General features: G+C 63.2%; 18 protein-coding genes. 8 read left to right on the plus strand and 10 right to left on the minus strand.

Annotated features, from left to right (window positions below; translation table 11 throughout):
* Positions 1-512, minus strand: a 512-nt coding sequence (locus Mgrana_RS17185) for a LysM peptidoglycan-binding domain-containing protein (RefSeq protein WP_119355790.1), incomplete at its 3' end; no start/stop codon positions are given.
* Positions 513-591: 79 nt separating this feature from the next.
* Between Mgrana_RS17185 and Mgrana_RS00755 the strand changes: the two genes are divergently transcribed.
* Positions 592-1932, plus strand: coding sequence for an ArsB/NhaD family transporter (locus Mgrana_RS00755; protein ID WP_119355696.1), 1341 nt, complete (start codon positions 592-594; stop codon positions 1930-1932).
* 27 nt (positions 1933-1959) lie between these two features.
* On the opposite strand, the gene Mgrana_RS00760 is transcribed toward Mgrana_RS00755, so the two are convergent.
* The 6 genes from Mgrana_RS00760 to pheS all read right to left on the minus strand — a co-directional run bounded on the left by Mgrana_RS00760 (position 1960) and on the right by pheS (position 8309).
* On the minus strand, positions 1960-2727 hold the full coding sequence (locus Mgrana_RS00760) for a VOC family protein (protein WP_119355697.1): 768 nt from the start codon (positions 2725-2727) through the stop codon (positions 1960-1962).
* Complete coding sequence (locus tag Mgrana_RS00765) at positions 2724-3341, minus strand: alpha/beta hydrolase (RefSeq protein ID WP_119355698.1); 618 nt, start codon at positions 3339-3341, stop codon at positions 2724-2726. The genes Mgrana_RS00760 and Mgrana_RS00765 overlap by 4 nt, the downstream gene beginning before the upstream one ends.
* A gap of 20 nt (positions 3342-3361) precedes the next feature.
* Positions 3362-4321 (minus strand): ring-cleaving dioxygenase, encoded by a 960-nt coding sequence (locus Mgrana_RS00770; protein WP_119355699.1) that lies wholly within the window; start codon positions 4319-4321, stop codon positions 3362-3364.
* 111 nt (positions 4322-4432) lie between these two features.
* On the minus strand, positions 4433-6775 hold the full coding sequence (pheT, locus tag Mgrana_RS00775; protein ID WP_119355700.1) for a phenylalanine--tRNA ligase subunit beta: 2343 nt from the start codon (positions 6773-6775) through the stop codon (positions 4433-4435).
* A 2-nt stretch (positions 6776-6777) separates the two neighbouring features.
* Positions 6778-7239: a VOC family protein gene (locus Mgrana_RS00780; protein ID WP_206075031.1), complete on the minus strand. Its 462-nt coding sequence runs from the start codon at positions 7237-7239 to the stop codon at positions 6778-6780.
* An 8-nt stretch (positions 7240-7247) separates the two neighbouring features.
* Positions 7248-8309, minus strand: a complete 1062-nt coding sequence (gene pheS, locus Mgrana_RS00785) for a phenylalanine--tRNA ligase subunit alpha (RefSeq protein WP_119355792.1) — start codon at positions 8307-8309, stop codon at positions 7248-7250.
* A gap of 209 nt (positions 8310-8518) precedes the next feature.
* Here pheS and Mgrana_RS00790 point away from each other — a divergent pair, with 209 nt between their 5' ends.
* Complete coding sequence (locus tag Mgrana_RS00790; protein WP_119355701.1) at positions 8519-9619, plus strand: tetratricopeptide repeat protein; 1101 nt, start codon at positions 8519-8521, stop codon at positions 9617-9619.
* 15 nt (positions 9620-9634) lie between these two features.
* On the opposite strand, the gene Mgrana_RS00795 is transcribed toward Mgrana_RS00790, so the two are convergent.
* Positions 9635-9841 carry a dodecin family protein gene (locus Mgrana_RS00795; RefSeq protein WP_119355702.1) on the minus strand — a complete coding sequence of 69 codons (207 nt, stop codon included), beginning with the start codon at positions 9839-9841 and terminating at the stop codon, positions 9635-9637.
* 105 nt (positions 9842-9946) lie between these two features.
* Between Mgrana_RS00795 and Mgrana_RS00800 the strand changes: the two genes are divergently transcribed.
* A complete protein-coding gene (locus Mgrana_RS00800; protein WP_119355703.1) occupies positions 9947-10342 on the plus strand; it encodes a metallopeptidase family protein in 396 nt (131 codons plus the stop codon).
* A 13-nt stretch (positions 10343-10355) separates the two neighbouring features.
* Here Mgrana_RS00800 and Mgrana_RS00805 read toward each other — a convergent pair whose 3' ends face one another.
* Together Mgrana_RS00805 and Mgrana_RS00810 are read right to left on the minus strand one after the other, a co-directional pair.
* Complete coding sequence (locus Mgrana_RS00805) at positions 10356-11045, minus strand: LysM peptidoglycan-binding domain-containing protein (protein ID WP_119355704.1); 690 nt, start codon at positions 11043-11045, stop codon at positions 10356-10358.
* A gap of 113 nt (positions 11046-11158) precedes the next feature.
* A complete protein-coding gene (locus tag Mgrana_RS00810) occupies positions 11159-12223 on the minus strand; it encodes a glucose-1-phosphate thymidylyltransferase (RefSeq protein WP_119355705.1) in 1065 nt (354 codons plus the stop codon).
* Positions 12224-12406: 183 nt separating this feature from the next.
* Here Mgrana_RS00810 and Mgrana_RS00815 point away from each other — a divergent pair, with 183 nt between their 5' ends.
* The 5 genes from Mgrana_RS00815 (at position 12407) to Mgrana_RS00835 (ending at position 19163) form a co-directional block, all read left to right on the plus strand.
* Positions 12407-13396 carry a LacI family DNA-binding transcriptional regulator gene (locus tag Mgrana_RS00815; protein WP_119355706.1) on the plus strand — a complete coding sequence of 330 codons (990 nt, stop codon included), beginning with the start codon at positions 12407-12409 and terminating at the stop codon, positions 13394-13396.
* Between the two features lie 81 nt (positions 13397-13477).
* Complete coding sequence (locus tag Mgrana_RS00820; protein ID WP_119355707.1) at positions 13478-14713, plus strand: extracellular solute-binding protein; 1236 nt, start codon at positions 13478-13480, stop codon at positions 14711-14713.
* A gap of 81 nt (positions 14714-14794) precedes the next feature.
* Positions 14795-15889: a carbohydrate ABC transporter permease gene (locus Mgrana_RS00825; RefSeq protein ID WP_119355708.1), complete on the plus strand. Its 1095-nt coding sequence runs from the start codon at positions 14795-14797 to the stop codon at positions 15887-15889.
* A gap of 10 nt (positions 15890-15899) precedes the next feature.
* On the plus strand, positions 15900-17267 hold the full coding sequence (locus Mgrana_RS00830) for a carbohydrate ABC transporter permease (RefSeq protein ID WP_119355709.1): 1368 nt from the start codon (positions 15900-15902) through the stop codon (positions 17265-17267).
* A gap of 45 nt (positions 17268-17312) precedes the next feature.
* Positions 17313-19163, plus strand: coding sequence for an amylo-alpha-1,6-glucosidase (locus Mgrana_RS00835; RefSeq protein ID WP_119355710.1), 1851 nt, complete (start codon positions 17313-17315; stop codon positions 19161-19163).
* Position 19164: the final 1 nt, after the last annotated feature.

Raw genomic sequence — 19164 nt, forward strand, 5'->3', positions numbered from 1 at the left:
GGGTTAGCGGGTAGGGGGGCCAAGTCTGCGGGCTTGGGCGGTTCGGGCGGGGTGGGGTTGGGGAGTGGGGTGATGGGGGTCAGGGTCGGGACGGGAGTGGGGGGGGAGGGCGGTGAGGCGGCCTGGGAGGGGCTAGGGGCTGGGGACGGCGGGGAAGAGGGGGTGCTCGCCCCCTGCGGGATGCGCAGCACCTGGCCTACCCGGAGCGCGGGGCCCTGCAGGTTGTTTTCCTGCATGATGGCCTCCACCGTGGAGTTGTTTTTCTTGGCGATGGAGAAGAGGGTGTCTTTGGGCTGAACGGTGTAGGTGACGGTGGGGGTGGGCAGGCGCAGCACCTGGCCCACCTCGAGGCTGGGCGAGCTGAGGTTGTTGAGCTGTAGCAGCAGCTCAACGCTGGTGCCAAAGCGCTTGGCGATGGAGAAGAGGGTGTCTTTGGGCTGAACGGTGTAGGTGTTGGGAGCCTGCGCCAAGGCCAGCAGCATCAACCACGGAAGCACACCTATCCTGCGCATGACAATGGCCATTATACGCGATTCCTCTGCGGCCTGGCCTTTATTTGCCCACCCAGAGGGAACTCATATAATCCAGACCATGGAGCAAGGCGAGGCCATCGGCCTTTTAGGGCTGCTGGGGTATAAGGGCCCTCCGGAGGGCCTGGCGGGCTGGGCCCTGGCGGTTTTTGCCGGAACCTACGTGCTGATTTTCCTCGAGCGCTACCTTCACCGTACCATGGCGGCCCTCCTGGGGGCTTCAACGGTGCTGGTGTTGGGGATCCTGACCCCACAGGAGGCCTGGCGCTCAATTGACTACGGCACCATGTTCCTGCTCTTCGGGATGATGCTGATGGTGGCGATCATGGCCAAGAGCGGCTTTTTTGCCCTGATGGCGGACCACGCCCTGCGCTATACCGGGGGCAGCCCCAAGCGCATCCTGTGGGTATTCTCCTTGCTCACCGCGTTCTTTTCGGCCTTTTTGGACAACGTCACCACCGTGCTCTTTATGGCCCCGGTGGTGCTGCACCTGTGCCTGCGCCTGAAGATTCCGCCGGTGCCCTTTCTGGTGGCGGTGGTGTTGGCGTCCAACCTGGGCGGCACGACCACCCTCATCGGCGACCCGCCCAACATCATCATCGGCTCGATTGGGGGCAAGAGCTTCAACGACTTCCTGGTCAATGTGGCCCCCTACGTGGCCCTGGCGTTTTTGGCCGGGATTGGGGCCATGCAGCTCCTGCTGGCCCGGCAAGGCCTACTGGACCAGAGGGTCTCGAGGGAAGCGGTGCGGGCGCTGCTCGAGGAGCCTGGGCGGCTCGAGGTGGACTGGCCGCTGTTGCGGAAATCGGTCGGTGTGTTTGCGCTTACGGTGCTCCTGTTTGTGCTCTCGCATGGGGTACTCCACCTAGAGTCAGGGGTGATTGCCCTCTTCATGGCCTCGCTGCTGGCCCTGATCTCGCGCACCAGCCCGGTTTGGTTTTTGGAGCGGGTAGAGTGGGTGACGCTGATCTTCTTCGCGGGGCTGTTTATCGTGGTGGGGGGGCTCGAGCATACCGGTGTGTTTCACGCCCTGGCGGTGTGGCTGCGGGAGCTGATGGGGACCAACCTCAAGCTGGGGGTGCTGATCGTAGGGGTGGGCTCGGCCCTCATCTCCGGGTTTGTGGACAACATTCCCTACACCATCTCGATGAGCTATGTGCTGCGCGACCTGCGCCAGACCCTGGGGCCCAGTATGGATCCCTTGTGGTGGGCACTTTCAATCGGGGCTTGTCTGGGGGGAAACCTCACCCTGATAGGGGCCTCGGCCAACGTGGTGACGGCGGATATCGCGGCTCGAGCCGGCCACCCCATCAGCTTCCTGACCTTTTTACGCTACGGCACCCCCATCTCAGCGGTGACGGTGGGGGTGGCCCTGCTGCTGTTCTACGTTTTGCACCCCTGACCCAGCCGGGGGTGGGGGTGCCGCTGGTTACAGGGGCCACACCTCTACGGGGGTAGCGTTGGGATCGTGTAGGGTTTGGGGTTTATGGCCCTGCAGGGCCAGGCGGTACCCCAGCAGCCCGGTGGACTCCGGTGGCGCGGTGCGGCCCCTGGCCCAGAGGTTGATGCCGATGTGATGGTGATACCCATCGGCGGCCAGGAAGCGAGCCCCAGGGTAGTCGCGCTGGGTGACGACCAGGCCCAACCCAGTGAAGAAGCGCTCCGCTTCGTCGAGGTTGGCCACATGCAGGTGAAGGTGCCCAAAAAGGGTCTGAGGATCCAGCGGGGCGCTTTGCGCGGCTTGCGCCAGGAGGGATTCCACATCGAGGCGCTCTGAGCGCATCTCGATTCGATCCCCGTTCCAGGGCCACTCGAGCCGGGGCCGGTCGCGGTAGAGTTCGATTCCGTTGCCCTCGGGATCGGCCAGGTAAAGGGCCTCTGAGACCCCGTGGTCGGAGGCCCCCTGAAGGTAGGGATAGCGGGCCTCGAGCAGCCGCCGAAACACCGCCGCTAGCGCTCGGCGCTCCGGCAGCAAAAGGGCGAAGTGGTAGAGCCCCAGCGACGGCTGGGGGCGCAAGGGGGCAGCGGGGTCGTGGAGCAGGCTTAGGGTGAAGCCCCGCCCAGCAGGGGTGAGCTGCACCTGGTTTTCTTCCTGTCCAAGCTCCTCGAGCCCCAGCAGGTCGCGGTAAAAGGCCCGTTGGGCCTCGAGGTCACGGACCCGCAGGGTCAAGCCGGTGAGCTTCAGGGTGGGGTTCATAGATGGGCCTCCAGCCACCTTCGGGCCGCTTCGAGCTCGGCGGGGTACAGGGAATGTCCCCCTGGCTGCCAGCGCAGCTCGAGGTCGGCCCCGGCCTGCCTCAGCCGCTGCGCCAGGGTTTCCACCGAGCCTGGGGGAATCAGCGGATCCTGCCGGCCCGCGGCGAGGAATACCGATCGGCCCTTCAGATGGGGCAATGGCTGGGGCTCGAGGGGCATCATGGCCCGCAGCAGCACCCCTCCCGCCAGGATCTCCGGATGCAGCAGCAGCAGGGCCGCGGCCATATTGGCCCCATTGGAGTAGCCCAGAGCATAGATCTGGTCCCTATCCAGACCGTATTGCTGAGCAGCGCCCTGAACGAACCTGGCCAGATCCGCCGCCTGGGTCCTTAGGTCTTCGAGGTCGAAAACTCCCGGTGCCAGCCGACGAAAGAAGCGTGGGGCGCCGTTCTCGAGCACCTTCCCTCGAGGAGAGAGGAGCGGGGCGGTGGGGGCCAGCTCTCGGGCCAGCCCGATCAGGTCGTTCTCATCTCCGCCGGTGCCGTGCAGCACAAGCAGGGTGGCCTCCGAGGAGCCAGGCTCAAAGCGATGGACAAAACTGAGGGGGGTATGCATGGGGTGCCAGCCGGGTTTCCCTAAGGGGTGGGTTGGGGGGCATAGGGCAGGTGCAGCTCGGGCAGCGCTGCCTCGATCTCGGCCCGGCGTGGCTCGAGCCAGGGGGGCAGCACCAGCGACTCCCCCAGCCGGGCAGGGTCTTCATCCACAGAGAAGCCGGGGCCGTCGGTGGCCAGCTCGAAGAGGGCCCCGCCGGGTTCGGTGAAATACACCGATTTGAACCAGAAGCGGTCAATCGGAGGCGTGGGGCGGCGCCCGGCGGCCTCGATGCGGGCTCGCAGCTCGAGCTCTTCCTCGGGGCCGGCTACCCGCCAGGCCAGGTGATGGATGCTGCCGGTGCCCCACTGGCCCCGGTGCAGATTGGGCAACTCCTTGAGGTCCACGAACTTGCCCGAGCCCCCACCATCCAGGCTGAAGCGGCTCCAACCGCCCTCCCGCCCCGCCGCCTGAAACCCCAGCGTTTCGGTCAGGAAGGTGGCGGTGGCCAGCAGGTCCCGCTCCCAGATGCGGGCTCCGTGCAGCCCCCGGATCTGCCGAGATTCCGGCACCTCGCTGCGCTCCCAGGGGGTAAACACCCGGGAAGGGGTTTCCACCAGGGCCACCTCGAGGCCATCCGGGTCGCGGAAGGGCAGGGCTTTCTCCCCAAAGCGCACCTCGGGGTGGCCCAGCCTCACCCCGTACCGCTCCAGCCGTTCTCCCCAGAAGTCCAGGCTGCCCTCAGGGACGGCCAACTGCACCTCCACCGAAAGCCCCACCCCCTTGCGGCTGGGGGCCAGCTGCTCCCAGGGGAAGAAGGTCAGATCGGTACCCGGCCTTCCTTCGGCATCGGCGTAGAACAGGTGATAGGTGGTGGGGTCATCTTGGTTGACGCTGCGCTTGACCAGGCGCAGCCCCAGCACCCCGGCGTAGAACTCGAGGTTGGTCTGGGCCTTCCCTGCAATGGCGGTGACGTGGTGCAGGCCGTGTATTTGGGTGCTCATGGCAACTCCTCTCGCTTCCGCCCATGTATTATTAGACATAGCGCTATAAAAAGTCAAGCAAAAGGAGCCCAGAGCACCCCACCTCAGGCCTTGGGTGAGGCGGGGCCGGTATTACTTGCGGATCGCGTACCCTGCGGCCTCCAAGGCCTGGATGACCCTGGCCATGAACCCCTCGACCTCGGTATCGGTGAGGGTGCGCGCGGGGTCGCGGAAGCTGAGGTGGAAGGCCAGGCTTTTCTCGCCTGGATGCAGCGGGGCCCCACGGTAGACATCGAAGGGCTCGAGCCCCTCGAGCGCCTCCCCCGCACTCCCGCGGATTAAGGCCTCCAACTCGGCATAGGGCACCGCTTCCGGAACCACCACGGCCAGATCGCGCAGCGCGGCGGGAAACTTGGCCACGTCCTTGAAGCGAGACTTGAGGGTGGGTAGGGGCAGCTCGAGCTCGGCCAGGTAGGTAGGGGGAAGCTCGACCTGGGCTGCGATCCCTGGATGGAGCTGGCCAATGCTGCCGACCCTGTGCCCATTCCAGTACACCGCCCCGCTGATCCCTGGGTGCAAGTGGGCAAAGGGTTCTTTTTGCACCTTCAGGCTGGCCCCCAGGTGAGCTGCAGTGTTTTCCAAAAGGCCTTTCAAGGCATAAAACCCACCCCCCAACCCCGGCTGCCAGCGCCCCGGCACGCTCTCGCCGCACAACAGAAGGGCCAGGTGGGTGGTTTCCTCCCGTTGAAAAACGTTGCCGAGCTCAAAGAGCAGAAATGGCCCGCCCTCGCCTTGCGAGAGGTTGAACTCGAGGGTCTGCAGCAAGCCTGGATACAGCGCGGTGCGCAGATGGGTGCGGTCGGAAGCCTGAGGGTTGGCGAAGGCTACCGTGGGGGCCGGGGCCCGGTACTTGGCCAGGGTTTCGGGCGAGCTCCAGGAGTAGTTCACCACCTCCTGGAAGCCAATCCCAGCCAGCACCGCTTTGAGGCGCTCCTTGGCCTGATAGGGCTGGTCTACCCCGAGGTTGTCCGGGGCCGGAAAAAAGCTCGGCAGGGTTACGGGGATCTGGTCATAGCCGAGGACTCGAGCCACCTCCTCAATCAGGTCTTCCTCGAGGCCCATATCCATGCGGTAGCTGGGCGGCCTGACCGAGTAGGGCGGTTCCTGGCCCACAACCTCAAAGCCCAAACGCCTCAGCACCCCTAGCTGCTGATCGGCGGGAAACTCCACCCCGATGAGCCGGTTGGTGTGGCTGGGCCAGAAGGCGATCGGTTGGGGCGGCTGGGTATGGTCCAGGTCTATGCGCGCCTCTCCAACCTCCGCTCCCGTCCACTGTTGCACCAGCTCCAGGAAGCGCAGCGCAGCCCGTACCTGCCCGTTGGGGTCTACCCCGCGCTCAAAGCGATAGCTGGCCTCGGTCTTGAGGCCCTGGCGCTTGGCCGTGCCGCGGATGGAGACCGGGTCGAAGTGGGCCACCTCGAGCGCTACCTCGGTGGTGTCGGGGCGCACCTCGCTGTGCTGACCCCCCATCACCCCAGCAATTCCCTCCGGCAGGGTCTGGTCTCCCTGCTTGAGGGTGATGAGCAGGTCGCGGGGGTCTAAGGAGCGCTCCACCCCGTCCAGGGTAACCAGCCGCTCCTCTGGCCGGGCTCGCCGCACCACGATGCCCTGACCGAGGAAGCGGGCGTCATAGGCGTGGAGGGGGTTGCCCAGCTCGAGCATGGTGTAGTTGGTGGCATCCACCACCGCGCTGATGGGGCGCATCCCAGCAGCGTAGAGCCGGCGCTGTGCGCGGAGAGGGGATGGGCCATTCCGCAGGTTACGGGCATAGGAGAGGGTGAAGCGGTCGCAGCCCTTGGGGTCTTCAATCCACACCTGAAACGGCAGGGCCAGCGCTGTGGTTTTGGGTCTGGGCTCGGGGTGCACCAGGCTCAGGCCGAGTGCGGCCAGGTCTCGGGCAAGACCATAGACCGAGAGCACATCGGGCCGGTTGGGGGTGATCTCGATCTCGATCACAGATTCCTCGGGCCAGGCCTCCGCCAGCGGGGTTCCGGGGGGCAGGGCCGCCTCGGGAAACTCCAGCAGCCCTCCCGCGTACTCGCCCACCGCCAGCTCGCGTGGGGAGAGGGCCATCCCGTAGGACTCGAGCCCCTGGATTTTCCGCACGGAAAGCTCCTGACCTGAGGGCAATACTGCTCCTGGCAGGGCCAGGGCCACCCCAATGCCCGAGCGGGCATTGGGAGCCCCGGAGATCACCTGGACTTCTCGACCCGCGTCCAGCAGGAGCCTGCGCACCTCCAGGCCGGGGATCTCCTGGACCGAGAGCACCCGCGCAAAGACGATCTTGGGGTCGGGTGCGGGCAGGTGCTCGATGGTCTCGGTCTCATGGCCTAGCCCGGCCAACAACTCCTCGAGCCGCTCGGGGCCGGGGGCATCCGGCAGGAATTCTTGCAGCCAACTGTACACAATCCGCATGTTTACCCCTTCGTCCAGGACTGAAGTTCGAGGATGTTTCCCTCGGGATCGGTGGCATAGACCACCGTAACCTTGGCCCCGCCCGCCACCTCGAGCGTCACCACCTCCCCCAGGGCCTTTCCTCCCGCGGCCAAGACGGCCTCGAGGGCGCTCGGTACATCCTCCACCGCGAAAGCGAGGTGCCCGTAGCCCCGATGGTTGACGCCGGTCGGGAGCCTTTGCCCTTCCGGCTGATACTGAAAGATCTCCAGGGTGGGCCCACCCTCCCCATAACCGGGAAGCCGAAGGTGGGCTCCTTGCAGCTTTGCTCCGGGGAGGGCGGTGAGCTGCTCGAAGGAGATTCCGCTGAAGTGCCGCTCTGGAGGCACCCCTGTGCAGCCGAACACCTCTTGGTAAAACCTGGCCAGCCTACGCCAGTCTCGAGCCACCAGGTTGGTGTGAACATACTTGGCCGGGATGGGCATGGCGACTCCTAGGGTTTGAACTGCCGCAGGAACGAGAGCCGGTTTTGCTGGTAGAAATAGCGGATATCGGGGATACCGTAGCGCAGCAGGGCCAGCCGCTCAATGCCGAAGCCGAAAGCCCAGCCGGTCAGGGTTTCGTAGGCCCTGGGCCGGCCCATCTGTTCGCGATACTCGTCCACCGCACGAAAGACATTGGGGTGCACCATGCCGCTGCCGCCGAGCTCGAGCCAGCGTTCGCGCTCGGCCCACCACATCCCAAACTGGGCCCCCGGCTCGACGAAGGGGAAATAGGTGGGCTGGAAGCGCACCCGGGCTTCTGAGCCGAAGAGCCCCCGGGCCAGCTCGGTGATGGCCCCCTTGAGGTCGGCCATGGTGATGCCTTCCCCCACCACCAGCCCCTCGAGCTGGTAGAACATGGCCTCGTGCGAGGCGTCGGTTTGTTCGTAGCGGAACACCCGCCCCGGCACCACGATCTTGAAGGGGGGGGTGTGCTCAACCATGTAGCGCACCTGCATGGGGGAGGTATGGGTGCGCAGCAGCAGCCTGCCCTGGTCGCGGGTCGGCTGGCCGCCTGGGGCGTGTATGCGGAACTCACTGGAGCCCTCGAGCCAAAAGGTGTCCTGCATGTCGCGGGCGGGGTGCCAAGGGGGGATGTTGAGGGCATCAAAGTTGAAAAACTCGCTCTCTACCTCGGGCCCCTCCACCACGCTGAAGCCCATCCGCCGGAAGATGCCCAGCAACTCAGCCTGCATCTGGCTGATCAGGTGGGTGCCGCCGCTGGGGAAGGCATACCCCGGCAGGGAGACATCCACTGACTCCTGCTCGAGCTGGGCCTCCAGGGCCTGGGCCTCGAGCGTATGGCTGCGCTCGGCCAGGGCCTGCTCCAGGCGCTGTTTGATCTCGTTGAGCACCCGCCCCCGCTCCCGCCGCTCCTGGGGCGCAAGCTGGCCCAGGGTCTTCATCTCGCCGGTGAGCAGCCCGTTCTTGCCGAGGTACTGAGCCTTGAGCTGCTGTAAGGCCTCGAGGCTCGAGGCCTCTGCGATTGCTTGTAGTGCCGCTTGTGTGTCCATGGCCTCCCCGATCAAAACGTTGGGCGGCATCAGAGCCGCCCACGAGAGTCCAACCGCACTCCCGCAGGCTACCTAAAAAACCGCCCTCCCCTTCGCATCGTGGGGTAGTGTACCGCATTTCTTGCGGTTTCCTCAAGGATATGTGGGGCTGTGGGTTCCCTTACGCCAACGGGGAAAATTCGGTGCTACCTTGAATCGGAGGTTTACCGATGCGGAACCCCTTGATTCTCCTTGGGTTGCTGCTGCTCAGCCTGGGCTTTGCCCAGCAACCCTCAGCCCAAGAGCTGCTTCAGCAGGCCCAGCAACTGGTCCAGCAGGCTAAGGCCCAAAACCTAGCCCCCAACCTGGATGTCTCCCTGTGGCGGCAAGCCATCGAGAAGGCCACCCAGGCCACCCAGGCCGACCCTCAGTCCCCAGAGGCCTGGCGGATGCTGGCTGAGCTTTACACCGAGACCAAGTTCTGGATCCGGGCCGATCCAGCCTGGAACCAATATCTCCAGTTGCGCGGGGGAGAGGCCGAGCCCTCCACCTATGCCCAGATCGCCCTGGTGCAGATGAACCTGGGTTATGCGGCTTATCGCCAGCAGAACTGGGCGGAGGCGGAGGGGCGCTTCAAAACAGCCGCGCAGTATGCCCCACAGGATGCCGCTCCACAGGAGTGGCTGGGCCGGATTGCCCTCGAGCAGGGCGATTTTGCCGCCGCCCGGCAGTACTATCAAAAAGCCGTAGGGATCAAGCCCAGCGGGGCCAACCAGTACTTCTTAACCCTGGCCTCCAAGGCCCAGTCCTATGGTCCCGAGGCCACCCATGCCTTCTTGCAGGGCTACGACGCCTACACCGGTGGGGACAAAACCCAGGCTCAGACCTACTTCGCCCAAGCGGTTCAGGCCGCCCCCCAGTGGCTCGAGGCCCAGCGTTGGTTGGCCCGCACCCAGCTCGAGAACGGTCAAGCCAGCGCAGCCCTGGCTACCTGGCAAAGCATCGCCAGCGCGCCGGGGGCTACGGCCACAGACCGGTATTTTCTCAAGCAAGCCCAGCTGGCCAATCAGTATGGTTTGCCTGCGGCCAAAGCCTACCTCGAGGGGGTGGCGATTTTCCCCAATGACAAGAACAAAGCCCTAACCCTGTTCCAGCAGGCCACCCAGCTGGCCCCCACCTTTGGGGAGGCCTGGTACTGGCTGGGACGCACGGCCTACGAGACCCAGAACTACCTGCTGGCAGTCCAGGCCTACGGGCAGGCGGTGCAACTTATGCCCGACAACAAGGAGGCCAAATACTGGTTGGGTCAGGCCCAAAAAGCTGCACGCTGAATGGCCGGCCGGCCCTCAGGTGTGTTCCACCACGAAGGAAATCTTGCAATTTACCCGGTAGGCCACAATGCTGTCGCCTTTCACGATCGCCTTGAAATCCTGCACCCAGACGTTTTGAATTCCGCGTACGGTTTTGGCGGTCTCCCGGACGGCTTCTTGCACCGCATCTTCCCAGCTCTTGGGCGACTCCGCCATGATTTCCAACACCTTGACCACGGGCATACCTCACCTCCTGTAATGCTTTGGACTACACCTTAGGGTTTCACGCCAAGATGAGTGTGTGGGTAGTCGTGGAGTTTTCTGCGTGGGGCCCGCAGACTGGGAGCCATGACCTACGAAGCCTTTGCTGAGCTGGCCGAGCGGTTGTGGGAAGAGATTCCTGCCGAGTACAAGCGGGGGCTTCAAGGCATGCACGTTCTCGAGCCCCTCAAGCGCGATCCTGAGGAACCCCAGCTGGTGCGGCTGGGGGAATACCTGAGCGCGGGGTATCCCTCGGTGCTGGGTGGCTTTGAAGGCATTGGGCGCCACATCGCCCTCTACTACGGCAGCTTTGCCTATATCGCCCGGGGCGACCCCGGCTTTGATTGGGAGGGCGAGGTGTGGGAAACTCTCCTCCACGAGCTACGCCACCACCTAGAAACCCTGGCCTGGAGGGCGGATCTGGTAGAAGAGGATCTGGAGTTTTTGCGCCGCTATCGTCAGGGCCAAAACATTCGCCGCTGACCGCCGGTGAGGCCTACCGGGGGATTTGCAGCTTCTGGCCCACCCGGATTAGATCGGGGTTCTCGAGCCCGTTGGCCTTGGCGATTTTCATATAGCTATCGCGAGTGCCGTCACCGTAAAACTTTTGGGCAATTTCGGAAAGGGTATCTCCGGACTGGACGGTGTACCACTCGTCGGGAACATTCACGTAACCGCTCTCTGCCGCAAACTTGGCCTTCGCCCCATCGTGGATTTGTAGCCCGTTGGCGTCCACAGCGGTCGCCCCCACTTGCTGAGCGATCTGCACCGCCAGGTTGTACTCGTGCTGGCTGTCCACCGCCCCCCGCAACACCACCCCACTACCGCTTTGCAGCACGTCAATGGGGTCATCGCGGAGCTCACCATTGGCCTTAAGAGCGGCCAGCACCTTCTTGGCCAAGGCAGAGGCGTTCTCAACTTGCTGGGTCTGGGCCTCGGCGCTCCGGATGGCTTCCTCAGAGACGCTCTCGGGGGCGATCAGGCCGTTTAGATCGAGCGACTTAATGTCGCTGACCCCCCCCACCGCGACCTCGATGGCCCGCTTGTAGGTTTCGGCGGGAATGGCCCCGCTGATGGAAACATTGCCCCCATTTTCGTTGACCGTAAGGCCCAGGTCTTTGAGTACATTGGTGGAATTGAGCGCATCTTCTACCCGCTGTTTGAGTGACTTGTCGAATGGCCACATACCCTACCCCCCTTTAGATGCTGAATGCCTAGAGTATAGCCCTAAAACCAGCGGGGCTGCTAACCCCCTCAGCATGAACGAGGATGGTCAGGGGGATTTAAGCCGGTCTGGGGCTAAGCCAGCTCGGCGCTACTCAGATCACCCAGCACCAGCTTATGGGCTTTGGGTAGACTGGTGCGGCACATCACCTTGGCTCCTACCCCCAGAATGCACTCGTGCAGGCGGATGGGAACCTGCTCGACCACCGCCCCCTCCTCGAGGATGGAGAACTCCACCTCTGACTGCCGAACCACCGCCCCTGGGCCGACCGAGGTAAAGGGCCCGATATAGGCCCCCTCGAGCCTGGCCCCACTGGCGATGTGGGCTGGCCCCAAAATGGTGGAATTGTGCACTTGGGCCCCTGCTTCCACCACCACCCGCCCGGTGATCTGGCTGTGGTGCACCTCGCCCTCGAGGATCGGAACCGAGCTTTTTTGTTCCACCAGCAGCAGGCGGTTGGCATCTAGCAGATCCGCAGGCCGCCCGGTATCTTTCCACCAGCCCTTGATCTCCTGCCCCAACACGGTTCGGTGGCTATCGATCAACCCTTGGATGGCGTCGGTGATCTCATACTCACCCCGCGCGCTGGGCTTCAGATGGGCGATGATCTCCAGGATTTCCGGCCCAAACACATACACCCCGGCCACAGCCAGGTTGGAAGGCGGCTCTTTGGGCTTTTCCAGCAGCTTTACAATCCGCCCCTCCTCCACCACCGCCACCCCGAACTGCCGAGGGTCTTCCACCTGTACCAAGGCGATCACCGCGCTGACCCCAGGCCGATAGGCCTCCACAAACGGCTTGATCCCCTGTTGGAAGAGGTTATCGCCCAGGTAGAGCACAAATGGGCTTTCCCCCAACCAATTGCGGGTGACCCCCACCGCGTGGGCCAAGCCCAGGGCTTCTTCCTGCACGATGTACTCGAGCTGGATTCCGGGAAAATTACCCAGCGACTGCTGGAAGTCCTCTTTGTTGTAGGGGGAGACCACGATCCCCACCTCGTGAATCCCCGCCTCCCGAAGGTTTTCCAGGGCATAGTGCATGATGGGTTTTCCCGCGATGCGAAACAGGTGCTTGGGGCGGGTATGGGTGAGCGGGCGGAGGCGCGTACCGCGCCCCGCGGCGAGAATCAAACCTTTCATAACGGACTCCATCGTACCAAGCGGGGCCGGGGGAGGAGGTGTGTTTACCACCCCCTGTCTGTAAGCGCTTACAAAAAGCATACAGAATTAAGCTGAAGGATTTTATCAATAATCCCGTATTGACAAAATGAAGCCCCGGAATTAAGCTGGCCTTGTCATTTTGTAAGCGATTACAAACATCCTATGGAACATCGGCGTTCGCCCACCATCAGCGATGTGGCTCGAGTGGCCCAGGTCTCCACTGGAACGGTAAGCCGGGTGCTCAACGGCAGACCGGGGGTACACCCCGAGACCCGCGAACGGGTGCTCGAGGCGGTGCAGCGGCTGGCCTACACGCCCATGCAGGCCGCCCGGGAGCTCACCGGCCATACCGAGACCGTAGGGATCCTGCTGGCCCCTGAGGTTCGGCGCTATATCCCGTACTACCTGCTCTTTTTTGAGCATTTGGCGGAGGCGGTGTGGCGCGAGGGAATGCGCCTAGAGGAAATCCCCACCGATCCTGTGGGGTTGCCGCTCAAGGCTGCCCGGGCCTATGTGCTGATGGGGGCCCACGACCACGATCCGCGTTTGGAGCGCTTGGCGGCTCAAGGCATTCCCTTCGCCCTGATCGGGGTGTACCCCGGCACCTTTTGCGTGGCCCCGGATGATTTGGCCGGTGGTTATATGGCCACCCGACACCTGCTCGAGCTCGGGCATCGGGATATCCTCCACCTGACCGGACAACCCCAGCACCAGGCCGGGCGTGAGCGCCTGGCCGGGTATCGAAATGCCCTGAGCGCCTATGGGGTGGGGTATCGGGAGGAACTGGTGCTGGACGGGGATTTCTCGACCCTCACGGCCTATCGGCGGCTGCGCCGGGCCTGGGAGGGAGGGTTGCGCTTCAGTGCGGTGTTTGCGGCCTCCGACGAGATGGCGGTGGGGGCGCTGGCCGCGCTGGAGGATGTGGGGGTGAGTGTTCCGCTCGAGGTCTCGGTGGTCGGGTATGACGATCTACCCGAGATCGGCTCCATGCTGACCACGGTGCGCCAGGACATCGCTGAGATCGCCCGGACCGCCGTGGGGTTGCTCAAAGAGGGCATGGCCGGGGCCCAACCCCGTGGGGTGCGGGTTCCGGTGCAACTGGTGGTGCGGGGTAGCAGCAGCCGCTACCAACCGGATGCCCTAGGCCCCTGATCCTTAGGTTAACTCAAGCTGTTCGGCTGAAACAAAGTGCGCGCTTGGGAAGCGCAGTCTTAGCAGTCTTAGGAGGGTTCTATGAAGCGATGGGTGGTGATAGGCGTGTTGCTGAGCGTGCTGGGCGGGGCTTTGGCCCAGACCACGGTGCGGCTGGCGGGGTTTGGCGGGGACAACACCGCTGTGGTCAGCAACCTGCTCAAAGAGGTGGTTAACCCGGCCCTGGAGAAAGAGGGCATTAAAGCTGTTTACGAAGGGATCGAAGGCGATTACAACGCCTCCTTGCTCAACGCGCTCTCTGCCGGGACCGCCGCCGATCTGTTCTATGTAGACGTGAACGTCTCCGAGCCGATCTTCGCTTCGGGCAAGGTCGAGCCGCTGGACAAGTACTTCAGCAAGGCCGATATTGCCCCCTTCATCTCGAGCCTGGTGCAGAGCTTTACCATCGGTGGCAAGCTCTACGGCATCCCCAAGGACTTCAACACCCTGGCGGTGGTCTACAACAAAGACCTCTTCGATGAGGCCAAGGTGCCCTACCCCAACCAAACCGACACCTGGGACACCTTCAAGGCCAAGCTGACCAAGGTGCAGAGCGCCCTCAAGGATGTAGCCGGCCTCTGTGTGGTGGCGGATTACGCCCGCTTCGGTGAGTTTGCCTATGCTGCCGGCTGGAAGCCCATCAATGCTCAGGGCAAGACCATGTTGGACGCCAATTTCAAACGGGCTTTCACCTGGTACACCTCCTTGGTCAAGGACAGGGCGGCTAAGTTCGCCCCAGATCTCGGGGAAGGCTGGACCGGCGGCTGCTTGGGGGCAGAGAAATCGGCTGTGGCCATTGAGGGTGCCTGGATCGGTGGGTTTTTGCGCGACAAGGCCCCCAACATGAACTATGGCAGCACCTATATCCCGCTCGATCCGCAGACCAAAAAGCGCGGCAACTTCATCTTCACCGTCTCCTGGAGCCTCAACGCAGCCTCCAAGAACAAGGACGCGGCCATCAAGGTGCTCAAGGCCCTTACCAGCCCTGAAGCCCAGAACTGGGTGCTCAACCGTGGCCTGGCCCTGCCCAGCCGCAAGGCCCTCTCCACCAGTGCGGTATTCCAACGCCCGGGCAAAGAGAACGAACTCAACCGGGTGGTGTTCAATGGTTCAACCCAGATGGGTGGGGTGGTGCTGCCCTACAAGTTTGGCAAGTACAACGCCGCTGATTGGCAGCGCCCCTTCAATGAGGCCATGCAGGCCGTGATCACCGGTAAGAAAACCGTGGATCAGGCCATTGCCGATGCCCAGAACGAACTGAACCGACTCATGAAATAGGACCTCGAGACCGGTTTCCCGCGGTCGGGGAGTGGGGTGGGGCACCCACCCCACTCCCCGAGGCCCCACCTGGAGGAGCCCATGCGCAGAGCCCAACGCACCGAACTGCTCTACGCGCTGATGTTCATCGCCCCCTTTTTGCTATACCTGCTGATTTTTCATGGGTTTGCGTTTGCTCGAGCGGTATATTTCAGCCTTACCGATAAGGGCTTGTTCAATACCCCCCACTTTGTGGGGCTGCGCAACTATGCCTACCTGATTCAGGATGACCGATTTTTGCTGGCCTTACAGCACTCCATTGCCTACACCCTGGTGGTCACAGTAATCCAGACTTTCCTGGCCCTGGCTCTGGCCGCGGTGCTTAACCAACGCCTTAAGGGCATCACCTTTTTTCGTACGGTCTACTATGTGCCCAGCATCCTCTCCTCGGCAGCGGTCACGGTGATTGCCATCTGGTTTTTTCAGAAGACCGGATTTCTCAACAACCTGCTGGCTTGGGTGAGTGCCTATGCCCCCATCCTTTTGACCCTGGGGGGCCTCTTCATCCTGGCCCAGGGGGTGCAGGTGGGGTGGGAGCGGAGCCGGGGGCTACCGGTGGCTCCTACCGACCCAGCGCTGGCTACGGTCTCACTGCTGGTGGCCCTGGTCCTGACCTGGGTTCTAAGCGCGACCGGGCTGGTCACCGCCCGGCCCATGACCGAGCCCACTCTAGCCTGGCTGTCGGAGACCAACAGCTTTTTGGGCATCCCAATTCCCCTATGGGCGATCATGATGCTCAACATCTTCACTACCATCCCCACGCTGATGCTGATTTTCCTGGCCGGGCTACAGGATGTTCCCAAGAGCATCTACGAGGCTGCGGCGATTGATGGAGCCAACCCCATACAGCAGTTTTTTCGCATTACCGTGCCGATGCTACGCCCGGTGACCTTTTTGGTGGTCACCCTGTCGCTGATCGGAACCCTGCAGATGTACGACCAGGTGGCCCTAATGGGCAATGCCGCCTCGCTGGATTCGATCATCGTGCTGGCCTACTTTGTCTATAACAACGTTTTCAACTCCAACGTGCCCGGCAATGTGGGGATTGCCTCGGCGGCGGCGCTGGTACTGGCCTTGCTGACCTTTGCCATTGTGGGGCTGCAGCGTCTGCTGGGGATTTCAGAGAAGAGCTACTAGAGGAGGTCCCATGGCGACGCAAACCATAAGCCCCAAGCGCACGCTGGATGAGCGCTTCCTGGCCCGGCAGCGCTGGGCCCGGGCGGGATGGGTGTACGGGACGATGCTGGCCTTGGCGGTGTTGTTCATTGGGCCGTTTTACGTGGCCTTTCTGGGCAGCTTGAAGGACAACCCCCTCGAGTATCCCTTCCGCTACACCTTTCCCCAGATCATGCCCCATAACTGGGCGGAAGCCTGGCGCTTGGGCGAGTTGGGGGCTGGAAACCCCTGGCTCGGTGGTTTTAAACCGGGGGCTCAGGTGCCCTTCGAGGTGAGCTATTTTGTGCCAGAGGGAACCGAGCCGGTAAGCCCCAGCGTGACCGTGCCTACCCGCCGGGCGGGTGCCGGAATTGGTGCGGTGCTCGAGGAAGTCCAGGCCTCGCAGTATGCCAAGGTTTCTCCTGTAGCGGAGGCGGGCCGCAGTCCTGCGGTGCTGGATGGACAACAGGGCCAGATCGTGCGCTACCGCTTCACCATCACCTACCCCGGCACGGGCCCCACGGCCCCACGGTTGCCGTTGGATGTGGAGGCCCCCCTTTCCCAGCGCTTCTACAGCGCCACCCTCGATCCCAACCGCCTCGAGCGTCGGGGCCGGGTGGCCAGTTGGGACAGCGCTACCCCAGGCTTTTTCGGCTACACCTTCCGCAACTACGTGCGGGTCTTCAATGAGGCCCGAAACCCCAATACCGGCCAGAGCTTGTTTTTGCGCTGGATCTTCAACAGCTTTGTGGTCTCGTTGAGCGCGGTGCTGATCAACCTGGTCTTCGCCTCGTTGGCCGGCTATGCCCTGGCCCGGATGTACCTGCCCGGAAAGAACCTCATCTTCGGGGCCATCATCCTGCTCTTGGCGGTCCCGGCGCAGGTCACCTTTATCTCTAATTATCTTGTCCTGCGCGACCTAAACTTGTTGGGGATGATCTGGGGTTTGGTGATTTGGATTGGGATTGATATGGCCCGGGTCTTCTTGATGAAGCAGTTTTTCGAGAACATCCCCCGCGAGATTGAGGAGGCTGCCCTGATTGACGGCGCCAACCCGCTGGTGACCTTTTTCCGGGTGATCCTGCCCATGGCCACTCCGGCCCTGGGAGCCCTTACCATCCTGACCTTTCAGGGGGTTTGGAATGAGTTTTTCAAGGCCCAGGTGGTGTTGGCGGCCCAACAGGACAGCTATACCCTGCCCCTGGGCCTCTCCTTCTTCCGCAATGCCTATGGCCAGGTCGGGGACTGGGGGCTGATGCTGGCCAGCGCGTTCCTTTCGATGATCCCCGTGGTGATTCTCTTTGTGGTGTTCCAGCGCTACTTCGTTGAAGGGGTTTCGACCAGTGCGCTCAAAGGTTGACCCCCGCCTCATGGCCAGGGTTTAGGCTGTTGGCCAGGTCTTGCTATGCTGCCGCTAAAAGAAGACGATACTTACGCAGTTTTGTCCGATCAGGGGATGGTGGATGGGGGGGAGCGTGGCTTCTACCGACACGATACCCGGTACCTCTCGCGCTATCGCTGGCGGTTGTCCAACTTCAGCCTGCTGGTTTCGCAAGCCCCCCGTCCCGACCACCTGGTGCAGCACTGGAGCTGGATCGAGGGGCCTTCGCAAACCGTGGGGCTGCGGCGCGAGCTGCGGCTATACCGGGGGGGGTTCCAGGACCGGCTCGAGCTCGAGAACACCTCGCTGGAGCCGCAATCGGTCGAGCTGAGCCTGGAGATTCAGGCCGATTTTGCCGATTTGTTTGAGGCCAGGGGCTGGCATACCCTGCAGCGCAGCGTAACTGGGCTGCACTACACCGCCCAGGATGGCCTCGAGCTGGCCACACACCTGGAAATTGTGCCGGAGTCGCCCTCGTTGAACTGGGGATTCGCCCTACAGCCGAAGGAGAAGGTGTGCCTCGAGGTCAAGGCTCGCTTTCAAAGCCCCTTCGACGCTCAGGGGGCTCCATTGCCGAGCTATGCGGCTTGGATGGCCCGCTTTCCACACCGCTTGGAAAACCCGCAGGCTCAACGGGTGCTCGAGCAGGCCATCACCGATCTGCGAGCCCTGCTGTTCTCGCTGCCAGAGGGGTTATTCCCGGCAGCAGGGATTCCCTGGTATGTCTGCCCCTTCGGACGCGACGCCCTGCTGACCGCCTACATGGCCCTGCCTTGGGCTGACGATGTCGCCAAGGGGGTTTTGACCTACTTGGCCAAGCACCAAGGGCAGACCACAGACCCCTTTCGCGACGAGGCGCCCGGCAAAATTTTGCATGAGGTTCGGCTGGGAGAGCTGTCTCGTACCGGCAAGGTACCGTTTAGCCGTTACTACGGAACCGTAGACGCCACCCCACTGTTCGTGCTGCTGCTGCACGAATATTGGCGCAGCACCGGGGATTTCACCCTGGTTCAGGCCCTTCAACCCCACTGGGAGGCGGCCTTAGCCTGGATGACCAGCTCCGCTGACCCCGATGGGGATGGGCTTTTGGAGTTTAGCCCTAACCAAAAGGGCCTTACTGTGCAGTCCTGGAAAGACTCCGGCGATTCCCAGAGCCACCGGGATGGTTCGCTGGCTCAGGGCGCGTTGGCGGTGTGTGAGGTGCAGGGCTACGCCTACGCGGCCTATCAGGCCGCCGCCGAGTTTTATCAGGCTATAGGCCGGTCCGAGAAGGCACGGGCTTGGGAAGACCGCGCCGCGCGGTTGCAAGCCCAGTTCCACCAGAAGTTCTGGCTGCCCGAGCGGAACACCTATGCCATGGCTTTGGATGGGGAAAAGCGGCCTTTGGGGGTGCTGTCTTCCAACCCCGGTCATCTGCTGTGGAGTGGGATTGTGCCTCAGGAGATGGCCCCGGCACTGGTACAGACCCTGCTCTCCCAGCCCCTGTGGAGCGGCTGGGGTTTGCGCACGCTGGGAGCAGGCGAGGTGCGTTATAACCCGCTTTCCTATCACAATGGTTCGGTCTGGCCGCACGACACCGCGCTCTTCGCGGGCGGGCTGTTGCGCTATGGCTTTTACGATGAGGCGCTGCAGGTGGCCGAGGCCCTCTTTCGCTTGGGGCTGACCCAGCCAGACCTGCGGCTGCCCGAACTGGTCGGGGGATATGCCCAGCAGGAGGGAGAGCCCCCCGTGCCCTACCCGGCGGCCTGCCGCCCCCAGGCCTGGGATGCCGCGGCGGTGGTCTATATGCTGCGGCTAACCCTCGAGATCAGCCGCAAAAAACCGCTGCAGGGTCTCTTGGCCCTGCGGGAGAAATCCTTAGCGGTGGAAGGCTGAG

The sequence above is a fragment of the Meiothermus granaticius NBRC 107808 genome (assembly GCF_003574355.1).
Taxonomy (GTDB): Bacteria; Deinococcota; Deinococci; order Deinococcales; family Thermaceae; genus Meiothermus; species Meiothermus granaticius.

What these genes read in the sequence shown, in the direction of transcription:
- Mgrana_RS00755 (WP_119355696.1), top strand. Translation starts at nt 592, where the DNA reads ATGGAGCAAGGCGAGGCCATCGGCCTTTTAGGGCTGCTGGGGTATAAG.
- Mgrana_RS00760 (WP_119355697.1), bottom strand. Translation starts at nt 2,727, where the DNA reads ATGAACCCCACCCTGAAGCTCACCGGCTTGACCCTGCGGGTCCGTGAC.
- Mgrana_RS00765 (WP_119355698.1), bottom strand. Translation starts at nt 3,341, where the DNA reads ATGCATACCCCCCTCAGTTTTGTCCATCGCTTTGAGCCTGGCTCCTCG.
- Mgrana_RS00770 (WP_119355699.1), bottom strand. Translation starts at nt 4,321, where the DNA reads ATGAGCACCCAAATACACGGCCTGCACCACGTCACCGCCATTGCAGGG.
- pheT (WP_119355700.1), bottom strand. Translation starts at nt 6,775, where the DNA reads ATGCGGATTGTGTACAGTTGGCTGCAAGAATTCCTGCCGGATGCCCCC.
- Mgrana_RS00780 (WP_206075031.1), bottom strand. Translation starts at nt 7,239, where the DNA reads ATGCCCATCCCGGCCAAGTATGTTCACACCAACCTGGTGGCTCGAGAC.
- pheS (WP_119355792.1), bottom strand. Translation starts at nt 8,309, where the DNA reads ATGGACACACAAGCGGCACTACAAGCAATCGCAGAGGCCTCGAGCCTC.
- Mgrana_RS00790 (WP_119355701.1), top strand. Translation starts at nt 8,519, where the DNA reads ATGCGGAACCCCTTGATTCTCCTTGGGTTGCTGCTGCTCAGCCTGGGC.
- Mgrana_RS00795 (WP_119355702.1), bottom strand. Translation starts at nt 9,841, where the DNA reads ATGCCCGTGGTCAAGGTGTTGGAAATCATGGCGGAGTCGCCCAAGAGC.
- Mgrana_RS00800 (WP_119355703.1), top strand. Translation starts at nt 9,947, where the DNA reads ATGACCTACGAAGCCTTTGCTGAGCTGGCCGAGCGGTTGTGGGAAGAG.
- Mgrana_RS00805 (WP_119355704.1), bottom strand. Translation starts at nt 11,045, where the DNA reads ATGTGGCCATTCGACAAGTCACTCAAACAGCGGGTAGAAGATGCGCTC.
- Mgrana_RS00810 (WP_119355705.1), bottom strand. Translation starts at nt 12,223, where the DNA reads ATGAAAGGTTTGATTCTCGCCGCGGGGCGCGGTACGCGCCTCCGCCCG.
- Mgrana_RS00815 (WP_119355706.1), top strand. Translation starts at nt 12,407, where the DNA reads ATGGAACATCGGCGTTCGCCCACCATCAGCGATGTGGCTCGAGTGGCC.
- Mgrana_RS00820 (WP_119355707.1), top strand. Translation starts at nt 13,478, where the DNA reads ATGAAGCGATGGGTGGTGATAGGCGTGTTGCTGAGCGTGCTGGGCGGG.
- Mgrana_RS00825 (WP_119355708.1), top strand. Translation starts at nt 14,795, where the DNA reads ATGCGCAGAGCCCAACGCACCGAACTGCTCTACGCGCTGATGTTCATC.
- Mgrana_RS00830 (WP_119355709.1), top strand. Translation starts at nt 15,900, where the DNA reads ATGGCGACGCAAACCATAAGCCCCAAGCGCACGCTGGATGAGCGCTTC.
- Mgrana_RS00835 (WP_119355710.1), top strand. Translation starts at nt 17,313, where the DNA reads ATGCTGCCGCTAAAAGAAGACGATACTTACGCAGTTTTGTCCGATCAG.